Here is a 15,141-nt window from a genome sequence, read left to right as displayed (position 1 = left end):
CTCCTCATTTAGGCTTCCGGTCAAGTTGCAGTCCTTCCACTTCTTCTTTCGTAATGGCGCGGTTTCCATAGCGGGCTTCCTCGTACAGCTCGATCAAGGACTGCGGAACGCGATCCTTCCGTCCGTCCCATTCCTTAAGATCGTTTTCGGTCTCCCGCGGTGTAAATGACGCTTTCCAATTATAGCCTTCCCTGATGCTTCGGGAAAGTATCAAACGATACATTTGTCGGATTTTCTCATTCAGATGTTCCGGACCTTCTCCTTCCCGATGCCTTCCGCCGATACGCACGCCGGACAACAGCCGTCGCAGCCGCTTGGATGCCGGGTCATGCTCTATATTCTCCACTTCGTCCTCATAGCCCAGCTGGGGCTGGACGTTCTGCCTGTTCATCATCCTGTTCATCCACGCGGAGAATTTTCTGTAGAGGCTGGGCAGCACTTTACCAAACCGGAACAGAACGTATAGCATGCCGATCCCGATCACGGTGAACACGCCATAAATCAGCACTTGCTCCAGAACTTTCATCCACTGGCTGGGCGGCTTGGTTTCTTCATCGAGAAACGGCATCTCGGGAGGAGGCTCCGACATGGAAGGCGGCTCCGGCGCTTGCTCTGCACCCGAGCTGAACCATCCGGAGATCCAGGCGGCGATCCCCCTCGCCATATCGGAGACCCACTGCTGCAGCTGCGGAAGAAAAGCGACCAGCGCAATAAGGATCAGCAAAACGAGGATAAACCAGCGATTGTAGCGCAGCACGCGCCGTTCCAGCACGGGCTGGTCATTGCCTGGCAGCGTTTCGTCCAGCACGTATTGCCGGTTGACGATCAGCAGGGTCAATCCTAACGCAGCCGCTCCCATCCAGGTCAGAGACGATATTCCGCCGCGGAAGGAGTCCATGAAACCGAGAAAAAAGCTGCTGACCCCGTACAGAATCAACCCGATCAGGAAGTATGTTCCCGGGAACATCAAATTCCAGTTCACCTGCTCCATCCGGCTTCCGCGAATACTGGCAATAAACAACAGCGGAATAACGTAAGCAAGGGCGATATCAACCCCTACGAAGGCAACGGATACAGCAACGGAAACCAGGCAAGCCCATACGAACGCTTTGAACTGACGATCCATGTTGAACCAATGTGCACCTGCGTAGCCCAGGACGTACCCGCCTAAGACCAGTGCAGGCCATATCCATCGATACGATTCAGGCAGCAGATAGAATGCCGGGATGAAGAGCACCGGGAAATACAATATACACTCCACTAATCCCTGCAAAAAAGCCCTTATAAATCCGGAGCCTCGGCTGGTCATGCGGACTCCTCCTTCGCGGGAGAAGGCACGTCGCTGAGAAGGAATACCTGGATCGTGTGCCCGTTATCCCGGAATCGCTGAAACATCTCTTCCAGCCTGGGACTGACGTAAGTGCTCAGAATGAGGATATCTTTAGCTTCTTCATGCCGCGACAGCTCGTGGGCCAAATAATCATGAAAAGAAAGCCGGCGGGTCAGCTCCAGCCTGGCCAGCATTTCGAATATCAGCTCCTGCTGCATCATGCCGCCTGCGACCGGAACAAATGCTTCATCGCTTGAATCCTCGCCAAGGGTTCCATTGGTCCCCATCCCGATCTCCATGCCCTGTGACAATAAATGCGCCGTAATGCCGGCAGCCAGGCGGATGCCATATTCAATGGCCTCCGGACGCGTTGCCTTGCTCCACATCTGCTCATGATCTTCAATATTCAAATAGATGAAGAGCCGGCTGTCCGCGGTCGTATCCCGCCTGTGAACCTGCAGGGTTCCCGTCCGTGCAGTCGCTTTCCATTGGATATCCTTCAGCGGATCACCGTCCCGATATTCGCGAACGCCCGATATCAGGAACGGATCCTCCATGATCCATCTGCGGACCAGCATCTCCCCCATCCAGGTCTGAACCGGGAGCTCCATGTCCGACGCATCCATCGGCATCGGATACACGATAATTCCGCCGGACAGGGTCTTGCTCTGGACAACCGACTCCATGCCGACCAGATCCCCTGTCGTCATCGATACCGTTCCCAGCTTGTACAAACCTCTTCTTTTCGCGGTAATTCGATGTCTTCGAAGAATCTTGGTCCACGGCAGCAGACTGAAGAAGCTTTTATGGTTCTGATTGAATTGCCCCTCGCTGATGTCCAGGTTCAATTGGTTATCGAACGCCAGACCCGAGCGGAACTGGGATTCTACCCGAAGCCAGGGCACCGGCAGCGCTTTACGGTTCTCGATGATTTCGATCAATTCCACGGAATCTCCCTCATAGCAGGTCGATACCTTGAAGGAACGGCTGTAGTTCAGCTTTTGGAGTGCCGTCCGTTTGAAAATCTTGCCCTGCACGACTACAACTACAGCAGCGATCAACAATATCCAGTAGGCTCCCATCGCCATCGCCCCCTACGACGAGATGCCTTCTTCTGTCGGTACGGCAACCTGCTGCAGCAATCGTTGGATCACTTCTTCTGACGCAGTCGCGCCGCCGCGGTTGTGGAGCGTCCCCCGCAGCTTCAAGCGGTGCGCCCACGTCGGCACGGCGAGCTCCTTCACGTCATCAGGCGTAACGAACTCTCTCCCGTTCAGGACGGCCTGTACCTGCACCGCCTTCAATAATGCCTGGCAGCCCCTCGGGCTTACGCCGGAGGCGACGGCTTCATCCCGTCTCGAATGCTCGGAAAGTTCGACTATATAAGCCAACATCTCATCGCTGACATGTACTTTGCTGACGATATGCCTGGCTTGTACGATGCTGTCGGACGCTGCGATGGCCGTCAGGGATTCCAGCGGCTGTTCGTCTTTGAAGCGCTTCAAAATATTCACGCTTTCCTCCGAGGTAGGATACCCCATGTTCAGTTTGAATAAAAAGCGGTCCAGCTGTGCCTCCGGCAGCGGAAACGTTCCTTGCTGCTCCAGCGGGTTCTGCGTGGCGATGACCAGAAACGGTTCTTTCAGTTGATGGGTTACTCCGTCGATGCTGATCTGGCGCTCCTCCATGCACTCGAGCAGGCTGGACTGCGTACGAGGCGTGGCCCTGTTGATTTCATCAGCGAGCAGGATATTGGTGAACAGCGGACCGGGACGGAATTCAAACGTCGCGGATTGTTGATTATAGAAATAAATGCCGCTCAGATCGGACGGCAGCAAATCCGGCGTAAACTGTACTCGCTTAAACGTGCAATCAATCGACCTGGAGATGGATTTGGCCAACAGCGTCTTCCCGGTTCCCGGAACATCTTCCAGCAGAACATGACCCGATGTGACCATGGCAATAAACAATCTGTCGATCAACTGCTCCTTGCCTACCATAACTTTGGAAACGTTTGCCCGAATGTCGTCGGCAAGACGGCGGACGCCATGATAATCTGTAATGATTGTAACCACCCCTTATGTAGTTTAACTTAACAACAAAGTTCGTCACGACATCCCATAATTCCTGTTATTCGGGACAAAATAAGACCGATTAGCCAAGTTTGGCCAAGCCTTCAATGACCAGGGCGTGCCTCTTCCAATAACGCCAAGAAGCCGTCCAAGGACGGCTCCCGGGAAATCACCCTCAGTAGGGGATACTCATGCCGTGTTGTATTAGCCGATAAAATGAAGCCCATTTTATTCTGACGGCCTGTTTTCCTCGGCGGAATCCGAGCCGCTTTCCGGAATCAACAGTTTAGCCAGCTCCGATTCCGCCTGCTCTCGGCTGTCGATCCGGATGTCGATATAATGCTTGACCTCAGGCGCCTTTGCATAAAACGGTTCCAGAGAGGCAACCCATTTCTTATAGTCCGGGTGCCCGCGGAAGCCGATCAGGTGATCCTTAATGCCGCTCCAGCGGACAAGGAATATATATTCATCCCGGTTCTCCACGCACTTGTGAAGTTCATGGCCTACATACCCCTTTTTGGATAACAATACGCCGGAAGCCTCCCGAAAGGCACTTTCGAATTCGCTTGCCAGCCCAGGTTTAATATAAAGAATGGCTGATTCCAGTATCATAACGTTCCCCCTCTTTCGACATCGATCCGATCAACGGTAAGGCAGCGCTTCAGACTTCGCAGCACCAGGCTATGAAAACAAGTAGGTGCAGTCAAGTATATGCTGGTATAATGAGAAGAATGAATATACGAATGAGGATGAGACTAACATGGCATTCGGCATCTCGAAGCAGGAATTACAGCAATGGAAACAGAAAGTCGCCAAAGGCGATATCGCGTTTTTAACCCATTATTGGTACGACAAGCGGTTTCCGGAGTTTCATACCGTAACCAAAGTAGGCTGCTCGGATATTCAGCGCCTGAAGGACTGGTGCATATCCAATGGATTAAATCCGCAGTATATCCATCACCGCCAGCCATACCCGCATTTTGACCTGATCGGTCCCAAGCAAACGGAATTGCTGCAAAAATATAAACTCGAAGATCATATCACGAGATTCGGTCTGTCATAACGTCTAGTCGCTCGACTTGAATTCAAGGTGACAGTCCGCTGATAGCACAGAAAACCCGCCTTGATCCACGGTATCGCTCCATACATTCCGTGCCCGATCAGGCGGGTTCTTTAGTCATCATGTCAAGGCCTGGACCATGCCAATATTCCAGCCTGGCTCATAACATTATGTTACGGCTTGGCTTGTCATCTTTTTCAGCGTTTTATGGATCCAGATCGCAGCCGTTGCGCCTTCCCCCATCGCCACGGTGGTTAATTCGGAATGGACGCCCAGGTCGCCTGCAGCCCACAGCAGTTCGACGTTCGTCATTTTGGATCGGGGATCGGTCTTCACATGCCGGTTGTGCTCCAGTTCCGCCCCCAACTGCTCGGCCAATTCGGAATAGATCATGTTCCCTCCAAAGGAAATGAAACCGCGCTCCGCGCGGATGATGCTGCCGTCTTCCAGCACGACAGCCGATAGGATGCCCCCTTCCTCCTGAATTTCGGTTACTCTTTTCTCTATATACGGAATCCCAAGATTCGCTAACTGCGTCATGTTCTCGGACGAAGCCGGCTGTCCCTCATGATTGACATAGATGATTTCCTTCGCCCGCTCGGATAACAAAATGGACATATTGGCACCGGGATCGCCCGATCCCAGCACAACGGTTTTTCGATCCTGAATTTCATACCCATCGCAATCGGGACATACAAAAACGGATGTGCCTAGCGTAGACATCAGGCCCGGCAGCTTGGGAAAGCGATCCATCAAGCCTGTTGCAAGCAGCATGCTTTTTGCCCTGTACCTGGTTCCGTCTTTACCGGTTAACACAAAACACTTCGCTTCATCCCGTTCGGCCTTCCGTATATCATCGGCTGCAAACGCAACGCCCACGGCCTCCGCCTGCTTCCGCCCTCGCTGTCTGAGCTCTTCACCGGACACCCCTTCCGGCCATCCTAGTATGTTGCGGTAGCTCTTGCAGATGGTGGAACGCCCCGTTCCCCGGTCGATGACCAGTACATCGTAGGCCGAATACCGTCCCAGTTGTATAGCTGCCTGCAGACCTGCAATTCCGCCGCCAACAATAATGCAATCTTTCACGTCTCTGTCCATCATGTAGGTTTATCCACTCATTTCTGTATCGAATTAAGAGCTAAAAACTCTTGTGATCAACGCATGCTTCCCGAATAGAGATACACCCTAATATTTAACCAATCCGATGCGATTTACTCCTGATCAATCAAATAACCCCCGGCACATCATGCCGAGGGCTATTCAATAAGGCCTTTACAGGAGAAACTGTCCTGCTAATGCGCCAATGATGACAACTAGCCACGGGGGACTCTTCCAGAACATCAGCATCCCGAACAGTCCCGCGCCGATCACAAATTCAAGCGGGCCGTGGATGGAGGAAGTCCATATGGGATGGTACAAAGCGGCCAGCAGAATTCCGACCACAGCCGCGTTCATGCCTGTCAGCATGCCCTGCAGTTTCGGGTTTCTTCTGATAAAGTTCCAGAATGGCATGGCTCCTACAATGAGCAGAAATCCGGGCAGAAAGATGGCAAGCGTGGCAACGATGCCTCCGGGTATTCCCTGAATCAGGACCCCAAGATAAGCGGCAAATGTAAACAACGGGCCAGGAACCGCTTGTGTCGCCCCGTAACCGGTTAGAAAATCCTCTTTAGACATCCATCCGTTCAGTACCGTCTCGCTTTCCAGCAGCGGAAGAACGACATGCCCTCCGCCGAATACAAGCGATCCGGCACGGTAGAAGCTGTCCACAATGGCTACCCATCCATTATCGGTTATCCCTTTAAGGAGCGGGAGACCTACTAACAGAACGACAAACGCTCCCAGGCAAAAGAGTCCGGCTCTCCGTCCGATCGGCATTTTCATCTCGGGTGTTGCCTCTTCGTTTGCTTGACGTTTGAACAGCCACAATCCCGATAGGCCGGCTAGAGCGATCACCGTCACTTGAGACACGGGACTCTGCCACAGCAGCACGACGGCCATGGCGATTAACGCTAAAGCTGCCCGGACAGGGCCTGAGGCCAGCTTTCCTGCCATACCGAGCACCGCTTGCGCTACGATGGCTACCGCGACGATTTTAAGTCCCTGAATCCAGCCTGCCGAGCCGGGATCGAAGGTTTGCATCAGATAGGCAAAAATCATAAGCATGAGCACGGACGGCAGCGTGAAGCCGAGCCAGGCGACAAGTCCGCCCCAGAGTCCGGCTCTCATAACCCCAACGCCAATGCCTACCTGGCTGCTGGCAGGTCCGGGAAGGAACTGGGCCAAGGCCACCAGATCCGCGTAGCTTTTCTCATCCAGCCATTGTTTGCGCCGTACGTAGGTCTGGTGAAAGTATCCGAGATGGGCAATCGGCCCGCCAAATGAAGTAAGTCCCAGCTGCAGAGCAGTCCACCAGGTTTCGCCGAGCGCACGCCACCTTCCGGACGGTTGTCTGTTGCCAACTTGAGACTGTGTTTGCTCTTTATGTGTCTGTAGATTCAAGATACCATCGCTCCCCGTTTGCTTGGTGTAATGTGATAGAACTCTTAACCCGTTCAGTCTTAAGTATACAGATCATCTTTATCAAATTTCAGAGTATACCATATTCTCATGATCAATCTACCCATTTATGTAAACGCAATGTAAATTTTTCAGACTTGAATGCTTCGCGTGAAAGTCCGCACATGCATTAAAAAAAGAGCGATCCAACTGGAGTATCTCCATGGATCGCTCTTCATATCGTTCTAATAGCATGATGCATCACCAGATGCTGACTTCTGCAGCTTTAAGCCTCCGTCTTCGTTTCGTCCGGAACGGACAGATAACCTGGCTTCGCTGCCCCAAAACCAAAGATGAACAACACCACGACGACGGCGGACAGCACCGTCAGAGGCACCTTCCACCCTCCCGTTGCGTCATGCAGGAACCCGATCAGCATCGGACCGACGGCAGCCAGCAAATAACCCAGCGACTGGGCCATGCCCGATAACGCGGCGGCTTCGTGGGCCGTTTTGGTACGAAGGGTGAAGAACATCAGGGACAAACTGAAATTCGCCCCGCCCGAAATACCTACCAGCATCACCCATAGGAGATTCAATGAAGACATGCCGGATAACAAACCGGCATAACCGATCAGCATGGACAATGCAGAGATCGTTACCAGTACGCGCTGGTTCGGATTCCGGCCGGCCAGGACTGGAATGATGAAGGAAAATGGCAAGCTGACAAATTGGAGAATCGAGAGCATCCATCCTGCGGCGCCGTAATCCATGCCTTGGCTTCTCAGAATTTCTGGCAGCCAAGAGATGTTCACGTAGAACGTAAACGATTGAAGCCCCATAAATAAAGTAATATACCAAGCAAGCGGCGACTTCAGCACGCTCTGCTGCTTTCCGACAGCCGAACTGACCTCAGCGGTTTTTCCGGAACTGCTGCGTTGGATCAGCCATACGATCATCGCCAATATGGACAAGGATCCCCAAATTAACAGGGAGCCCTGCCAACCAAGCCCGGCTTGGGTAGCCAGCGGAATGCTGACCCCCGATGCAATCGCGGCGAGCAGGTTCATCGAGGCGGAGTAGGTGCCTGTCATCAAACCGATATGGCGCGGGAAGTCCCGCTTGACCAGACTCGGGAGCAGCACGTTCCCGACGGCTATGGCCATACCTAGAAATGCGGTACCTATCAACAGCGTGTAGGGAGACGATATCGAGCGTATGCCGATGCCGAAAGTCAGCACGACCATACTCAGCAGAAGGGTTGTCTCCAGTCCCCATTTTTTGGCCATGGCCGGCGCCATCGGCGACAGTAAAGCAAAGGCTAATAGCGGCAGCGTTGTCAGCATGCCTGCCAATGTGTTCGAAATTCCCGTATCCTCTCGAATAATTCCGATCAGCGGACCTACCGAAGTAATCGCCGCCCTGAGGTTAATGGCAATAAGGATGATGCCTGCAAAGATCAACCATGTGCGCCCTGTGGAATTGGTGTTTGGATCTATCGATGTTCTTGATGTCATGACATGGACTCCTTACTTTTCATGCGATATGTAAAAATAAACTTATCCGAGTTTATCACAAACCCGGACTTTAGGCCATAGCCCCGGGAGGTCAACATCCTGGCGGCAATGTCATGTAATAACGCATGGACGCACGAAGAGCCCTACACAATCGGGCTCCAGGCATACACGGATAATTTTTGGACATCGCGAATCAGTTCATTATACCGTTTTAGTATATCCTCGGTTGCAGCATGGCGGAACTGCTCAAAGATCCCCATGCACCGCAGCATCCCTCTGTCACTATTGATTTTTATCGAGTACTCCATGCTGTCAACGATATAAACTAAACCACGGTTAAACTTTTTGGAGTTCAAATAGTATATGCCTAGCTCGGTAAGGAGGCGAGCATGTTGATTCATCGTAACTTGCTCACTTACCTTGCCTAGTTGATTTCGTTGTGGTTTATATATTAGATACTCCCGAAACCGCTCTATAATATAATCGATGTTGATGCGATGTCGATTAGCTGCTACCACAATATTGCATAAGGCCGGAAAAATTTCATCAGTTCTAGATTCAACATAGTTTACATATTCAGAAAGAGCGTCAGAATGTCCAGACATTAACCTATATAGGTAGCGATTCGCTCTCGCCCATTCTTTAAACTGTTTAATAATTATTATTTCCTGTTCTGAGGGTGTCTTTATCCAATCCGGGTTCTCATACAGGGACAGGTAACTTAATGCTTCTCCAAAGTTTCCAGATTCACGACAGACACTCGCCAGAATGAGAAATGAATAGAGTATGTAAAAAACTATAGGCTTTTCCTGTTCATCATTCATGATTGCAGAGTTAAAGTTATTCTTATATTGCAGTCTTGCTATTTGACCCATTTTTTTAGCCAGGACTTCCACAGTATCCCACCGTAGAAGTGAAATGTTCACATTAATAAGTTTTCTATATGCGTCTAATTGGTAATTTTCATCTAACCTATTGATATATTGCTCAAATGATACTGCCAGTTTTAAGTTATCATCCACGTTATCACTTAACCCCACCATAAAGAGACGATAGTGACATAGTGCAAGCCTTTCTGAATGTTGGAATTTTTCACTTTCAGCCACACATTCATAAAGCAATGCAGCAGCTTTATGCTTTTCTTCTTTAAAAAACAACTCCGCCATATCGAAAAGCATTGGTACGTAAATGATATTTTCCAACGTCATTCGTGCTGCTCTATGCAAACAATCCAATTTATCCAGTTCAGCACACCGCTCAAGAAAAGGCCCAAGCCTCCGCCAATCCGGAGTGGTACGAAAAATACTTTCCGTTATGTAAAGTTCATAGAAGTGCCCCTCTTCAAACTCCATCCCTTCGGTAATCCAGTCTAACTGGTTCATAGACATGGGACGATTACCATTCAAGATATTACTAAGTGTTCCGCTGTTGATGCCGGATATCCTGGCGAATTGGTTAATCGTCATACGATGATTCTGCAAATACCTTACTATTTCTCCGCGAATCGTGGCTGTCGTCTCCAAGTAACAACACCCCCAGATGGAAAACCAAATATTAGTAATTAAATGCTATTATTTTATAACATTAGAATCAACCATTTTTAAGAGGTAAATCTGAAATAAATAGTTTAGATTCCTTCCTCACTTCAATGATCAAGATACAAATAAAAGATGACTTCAGAATATCCGAAGTCATCACATTATGAAGATCATCTTCTATAAAATTATGTAGATAGCTAAAAGCAAGCATTAAAAACTTAAGTTGTTCCTATTCCATGATTACTTAAAGACTTCATCATTTCATTATTAGGGATATTACTTTCTGCATTTACAATTAAACTTGGAGTTGCAATCGTTAAAATAATGCTACAGAGGATAAATAGAGAAGCCAATCTTCTTTTCATTAATGTATTCACCTCGCAAATTGATTTTATCGCATTTTTTGTTCAATCTAGTGGAATACGACGAAACTTCGCAAATATTCACGAATTACGCCTTGTATAATTGTAATAGAATCTACCAGGCTTTCCAAGATAATTATGCTACATTATGATAACAAAAATCTAGACTGAAGATTAAGATAAGAGATTTTCTTAGTTAATACTTAAGGGCAAGACCTATTTTTTCTTCATTCAACTTCTGTACTTCACATACTAATTTTCTATATTTTTGTTGTAAGTCAATTGTAGAAAACTCTCGGAATTGTTCAAATAATGCCATACATCTTAACATTCCATTGTCATTGTTTATAGCTATTGATTGCTGTAAACTTTCTAAAATAAATTGTAACCCTTTTTCAAAGTGCTTTAAATTCAAATAATATATTCCCAATTCTGTTAACAACCTTGTATATCGATCAGCAGTAATTTGTTGAATAATTTCCCCTATATGATTCCGTTGCTCTTTGAATTCAATATATCCCTTAAATCTTTCTAAAATATGGTCAACTTGCAGTTGATATCTATTTGCAGCAATCATGATATTACAAATTGCAAGAAATATTTCGTCTTCCTTATCAGCAATGTAATTTACATATTCAGAAAGAGCTCCGTTATTTCCAGCCATTAGTTTATAAAGAAATCTGTTTGCTTCCGCCCACTCATTAAATTGATTAATAATACGACGCTCTTCTTCATTTGGCTGTTCTTTGAGCCATTCCGGTTCGGAGTACATTGAAACATATTCCAATGCTAAATCAATTTCTCCACGTTCATAACAAACAGTGGCTTTTACTAAGTATGAATATAACATATAGAACACAACTGGTTTCTTCCCACTAACTTCTTGTCCAACCCTTCCTACTTCAAATTGATACTGAATTGAGGCAATTCTTCCCATCTTATGGGCTAACTCTTCAACTTTGCTCCACCTATTTAACGATACATTTAAGTTAATAAGCTCTTTTAGCGCATAAACTTCATCTAATCGATCAATATAAGGTTCGAAGTATACTGCAGCCCGCGAATTCATTTCCTGATCATCCGTAAGCCCAAGCGTAAACAACCGATACTGACAAAGGGCCAGCCGCTCCGAATGCTGGAATCTTTCGCTCTCAGCCACACTCCTGTAGAGCAGCACGGCCGCCTCATGCTTTCCCTCTTTGAAAAAAACCTCGGCTGTTTCAAAGAGCAGCGGGGAGTAAGAAATATTATCCATCGTCATTCGGACAGCCTTGTCCAAACAATCCAGCTTCCCCAGTTCCGCGCACCTGTGAAGAAACGGTCCCAATCGACGCCAATCCGGCGTAGCATGAAAAATACATTCATCTATGTACAACTCGTAGAAATAACCCTCTTCCAGACCCATGCCTGACGTAATTCGGTCCAGTTGCTGCATGGAAATCGGGCGGTTCCCATTCAGAATATTGCTGAGTGTGCCGCTGTTGACCTCCGATATTTCTGCAAACCGATTAATCGTCATTTCGTTCTTATGTAGAAACTCTTCCATTTGTTCGCGAATCGTGGCTGTCATTTCCAAGCTAACACCACCCTCCAGGATCAGAACCCAAATATTAGTATATTTCTCTATACAGTAATCATATTGATTAATATTCCAGCGGTCAATACTTATTTACGTCATTTTTTTACATAAAATACCCAATAAGATTTAAAAATGCCAATTTCCTTGCAAATCTTATTCTATTTATATATCGTCAAATGAAATGACACGATGAGAAAAAGCGCTCCGAAATTTTCGGAAGCGCTTTTTTTGCTGAATTTATGAACATCTTATTAATCATCTGATCAAAGATTCCTTGTCTTGAAGTAGAATTTCACCCCAGAACCAAACGATCATCGGACAGCTTGTGACCGCTAATCTGCTCAAATTCCCCAAGCAGCTGCTCCACGGTCAGGGATTTCTTGCGCTCTTCGTCCACATCCAGAATGATGCGCCCCTTATCCATCATAATAAGGCGATTGCCAAGACGGATGGCTTGCTCCATGTTATGTGTAACCATGAGCGTGGTCAGCTTCATGTCGCGTACGATGTCATCGGTTATTCGGGTAATCAGCTCCGCACGAGCCGGATCGAGCGCTGCCGTATGTTCATCGAGCAGCAGGATTTGGGGCTGCGTGAAGGTTGCCATCAGCAAACTTAACGCTTGACGTTCCCCTCCCGACAGCATCCCTACTTTGGCTCGGAGCCGATCCTCGAGTCCAATGCCAAGCCGCTCTAAATGTTTGCGGAAGCCGGCCCGCTTGGATGCTGTAACGCCTATGCTGAGCCCGCGGGATTGGCCGCGACGATATGCCATCGCCAGATTCTCTTCAATGGTCATATGCGGCGCTGTGCCCGCCATCGGATCCTGAAATACCCGGCCGATCCAGCGGCTGCGACGGAATTCCGGCAGATGGCCGATCGAAGTGCCGTCAATGCGCACTTCACCCGCGTCCGGCTTCATTACCCCGGAAATGATATTCATCAGCGTGGATTTGCCCGCACCATTACTTCCGATAACCGTCACGAAATCCCCCGGCTTCAAGTGAAGGTTGACATCCATCAAAGCGATCTTCTCATCCACCGTCCCCGGGTTAAACAGCTTGGACACATGGTTCATTTCCAGCATCAGAGCGCACCTCCTTTGGTCTTCCCTTGCGTAGCTAACAGTTCGGTTGAGCGCCTCCGTGCCTGTGAACGCTGCTTCATCGCCCGATTGATGGTCGGAACCACGAGAGCGATAATGACGATGATCGCCGTGATCAATTTTAAATCCGAAGCTTCGAGCCATGGAATCTCATAAGCAGCAGCAACGACAATCCGATAGATAATCGAACCGCAGACGACAGCCAGCGTTGTCCGGAATACCGAGCCGGTTCCCAGAACAGCCTCACCAATGATAACGGACGCCAAGCCAATGACAATCATTCCAATACCGGAGCCGATGTCCGCAAAACTTGATTGCTGGGCAACCACAGCGCCGGATAAGGCCACCAGCCCGTTCGAGATGCTTAGCCCCAGAATGGTTGTCGTGTCCGTGTTGGCACCAAAGCTGCGGATCATCCGCTTGTTATCGCCGGTCGCGCGGAGCGCAAGGCCAAGATCCGTGCGGAAGAATGCATCCAGCAGCAGCTTGCCGATGATCACAATCACTAACATAATATAGATCGGATCAATGGATCCGAAGATATTCGCTTCCTGGCTCAACGAAATATTAGGCTTGCCCATGATCCTCATATTAATCGAGTACAGCGCAATCATCATAATAATGCCCGAGAGCAAACCGTTGATTTTACCCTTGGTGTGCAGCAGGCCTGTACAGATACCGGCTAACATACCTCCGGCAAATGCGGCCAGCGTGGCAAGCCATGGATTCACACCGTTGGTAATCAGAATCGCCGCAATCGCCGCGCCTGTCGTAAAACTTCCATCCACCGTCAGATCCGGAAAATCCAGAATCCGGAACGTAATATACACGCCAAGTGCCATCAGCGCATACAGCAGCCCCAATTCAATCGGACCATCCAGCCTCATCACGAAATCCAGCATGTCATGACCTCCTTAAGGATTAAGAAGTAAGGCGCGGGCTGTTATCTCCGCGCCTTACCGTTACTCGATGATGTTGTTGTCCGGGTCCTTGACTTCCTGTTTCATGGCGTCGGTCACTTCAATTCCATATTCAGCCGCAACCTTCGTGTTCAGGATCAGATCCAGCTTATCCGGCTTCGTGATTTCCATGTCCCCCGGGTTCTTGCCGTTTTTCAGTATCTCTACGGCCATCTGGCCGACTTGATATCCATGATCGTAGTACTTGAATCCAACTGTTGCAAAAGCTCCCTTCTCCACCGTATCGCGGTCACTGGAAAAGAACGGTATTTTGTTTTTTTGTGCTGTCTGAATAATTGTCTCGACTCCACTTACCACGGTATTATCCAGCGTGATATAAAAGGCATCGACTTTACCGACTAGCGATTCCGCTGCTTGCTTCACTTCCGAAGTATTGGTAACGGCAGCTTTCACAAGCTCGATTCCATGCTCCGAAAGCACCTCTTCTGCCGTGTTGGCCATAACAACCGCATTTGCTTCTCCTTCATCTAAGACCAAACCAATCCTCTTAACATTTGGAAAATGAGTATTTACAAAATTCATCAATTGTTTGGTTGCTTCCGGGTTCGTGTCAGATGCCCCGGTGATGTTGCCCCCTGGTTTCTTCAAATCGCTGACCAGCTTCGCATCGAGCGGATCTGTTACAGCTGCGAACAAGACCGGTTTCTCCTTCACGTTCTGCGCCACAGCCTGTGCCGAATCTGTTGCAATTGCGATCACCAGATCCGCTTTCGTATCCTTCAACTTCTGTCCGATCGAGAGGTTGTTCGCCGGGTCACCTTGTGCATTGTTGTAATCAATCTTCAGCGTTTTGTCATCCTCCGAGATTCCAGCGTCCTTCAATGCTGCCAGAATGCCTTCCCGCGTTGCATCCAAGGATGGATGCTCTACGATCTGCGAAATCGCGATGCTGTAGGATTTCTTCTCGGCATCTCCGCCGCTGCCCGTTTGAGTCGTTCCGCCGCCTTCCGGCTTGTCCCCGCAGCCTACTGCCGTAACCAGCAGCGCGGAGAGTGTAAGTGATAACCACATTTTTCTCTTCATTATGAATCCCCTCTCTTTTATTAACCGCTTCAATAATTTTCTACATAAAGCGACAACGCTTCCCCGCTTTCATAGAC

14 protein-coding genes are annotated in these 15,141 nt (G+C 48.8%); 1 reads left to right on the top strand and 13 read right to left on the bottom strand.

Annotated features, from left to right (window positions below; translation table 11 throughout):
- Positions 1-4 precede the first annotated feature (4 nt).
- The 4 genes from JNUCC32_RS05850 to JNUCC32_RS05835 all read right to left on the bottom strand — a co-directional run bounded on the left by JNUCC32_RS05850 (position 5) and on the right by JNUCC32_RS05835 (position 4,014).
- The gene (locus JNUCC32_RS05850) at positions 5-1,309 is read right to left on the bottom strand and encodes a DUF4129 domain-containing protein (protein WP_192571348.1); all 1,305 of its coding nucleotides are present in this window, start codon (positions 1,307-1,309) and stop codon (positions 5-7) included.
- Entirely contained in the window at positions 1,306-2,412 is a 1,107-nt protein-coding gene (locus tag JNUCC32_RS05845; RefSeq protein ID WP_192571347.1) for a DUF58 domain-containing protein, read from the bottom strand. The genes JNUCC32_RS05850 and JNUCC32_RS05845 overlap by 4 nt, the downstream gene beginning before the upstream one ends.
- 12 nt (positions 2,413-2,424) lie before the next feature.
- Positions 2,425-3,405 carry an AAA family ATPase gene (locus JNUCC32_RS05840; protein WP_096774418.1) on the bottom strand — a complete coding sequence of 327 codons (981 nt, stop codon included), beginning with the start codon at positions 3,403-3,405 and terminating at the stop codon, positions 2,425-2,427.
- A gap of 225 nt (positions 3,406-3,630) precedes the next feature.
- Positions 3,631-4,014 (bottom strand): antibiotic biosynthesis monooxygenase family protein, encoded by a 384-nt coding sequence (locus JNUCC32_RS05835; RefSeq protein WP_015736198.1) that lies wholly within the window; start codon positions 4,012-4,014, stop codon positions 3,631-3,633.
- A gap of 148 nt (positions 4,015-4,162) precedes the next feature.
- Here JNUCC32_RS05835 and JNUCC32_RS05830 point away from each other — a divergent pair, with 148 nt between their 5' ends.
- On the top strand, positions 4,163-4,465 hold the full coding sequence (locus JNUCC32_RS05830; RefSeq protein ID WP_096774419.1) for a hypothetical protein: 303 nt from the start codon (positions 4,163-4,165) through the stop codon (positions 4,463-4,465).
- Between the two features lie 165 nt (positions 4,466-4,630).
- Here the strand turns inward: JNUCC32_RS05830 and JNUCC32_RS05825 are convergent, their stop codons facing one another.
- The 9 genes from JNUCC32_RS05825 to JNUCC32_RS05785 all read right to left on the bottom strand — a co-directional run bounded on the left by JNUCC32_RS05825 (position 4,631) and on the right by JNUCC32_RS05785 (position 15,064).
- The gene (locus JNUCC32_RS05825) at positions 4,631-5,563 is read right to left on the bottom strand and encodes an NAD(P)/FAD-dependent oxidoreductase (protein ID WP_192571346.1); all 933 of its coding nucleotides are present in this window, start codon (positions 5,561-5,563) and stop codon (positions 4,631-4,633) included.
- A 171-nt stretch (positions 5,564-5,734) separates the two neighbouring features.
- Entirely contained in the window at positions 5,735-6,964 is a 1,230-nt protein-coding gene (locus tag JNUCC32_RS05820; RefSeq protein ID WP_192571345.1) for a chromate transporter, read from the bottom strand.
- 283 nt (positions 6,965-7,247) lie between these two features.
- Positions 7,248-8,477, bottom strand: coding sequence for a CynX/NimT family MFS transporter (locus tag JNUCC32_RS05815; RefSeq protein ID WP_192571344.1), 1,230 nt, complete (start codon positions 8,475-8,477; stop codon positions 7,248-7,250).
- Between the two features lie 143 nt (positions 8,478-8,620).
- Positions 8,621-10,000 carry a helix-turn-helix domain-containing protein gene (locus tag JNUCC32_RS05810; protein WP_192571343.1) on the bottom strand — a complete coding sequence of 460 codons (1,380 nt, stop codon included), beginning with the start codon at positions 9,998-10,000 and terminating at the stop codon, positions 8,621-8,623.
- 233 nt (positions 10,001-10,233) lie between these two features.
- Positions 10,234-10,380, bottom strand: coding sequence for a hypothetical protein (locus JNUCC32_RS05805; RefSeq protein ID WP_155989858.1), 147 nt, complete (start codon positions 10,378-10,380; stop codon positions 10,234-10,236).
- Positions 10,381-10,573: 193 nt separating this feature from the next.
- Positions 10,574-11,953, bottom strand: a complete 1,380-nt coding sequence (locus JNUCC32_RS05800; RefSeq protein ID WP_192571342.1) for a helix-turn-helix domain-containing protein — start codon at positions 11,951-11,953, stop codon at positions 10,574-10,576.
- Positions 11,954-12,248: 295 nt separating this feature from the next.
- A complete protein-coding gene (locus tag JNUCC32_RS05795; protein ID WP_009590664.1) occupies positions 12,249-13,043 on the bottom strand; it encodes an ABC transporter ATP-binding protein in 795 nt (264 codons plus the stop codon).
- Positions 13,043-13,963 (bottom strand): ABC transporter permease, encoded by a 921-nt coding sequence (locus tag JNUCC32_RS05790; RefSeq protein WP_036661509.1) that lies wholly within the window; start codon positions 13,961-13,963, stop codon positions 13,043-13,045. Before JNUCC32_RS05790 ends, JNUCC32_RS05795 begins: the two co-directional genes overlap by 1 nt.
- 60 nt (positions 13,964-14,023) lie before the next feature.
- Positions 14,024-15,064, bottom strand: a complete 1,041-nt coding sequence (locus JNUCC32_RS05785; protein ID WP_192571341.1) for an ABC transporter substrate-binding protein — start codon at positions 15,062-15,064, stop codon at positions 14,024-14,026.
- Between the last annotated feature and the right edge of the window lie 77 nt (positions 15,065-15,141).

Origin of the sequence: Paenibacillus sp. JNUCC32, assembly GCF_014863545.1 — a bacterium.
In the GTDB taxonomy this organism is placed as follows: domain Bacteria; phylum Bacillota; class Bacilli; order Paenibacillales; family Paenibacillaceae; genus Paenibacillus_AQ; species Paenibacillus_AQ lautus_A.
Note: the sequence above shows the minus strand (reverse complement) of the source record. Positions and strands in the feature narration are given on the sequence as shown.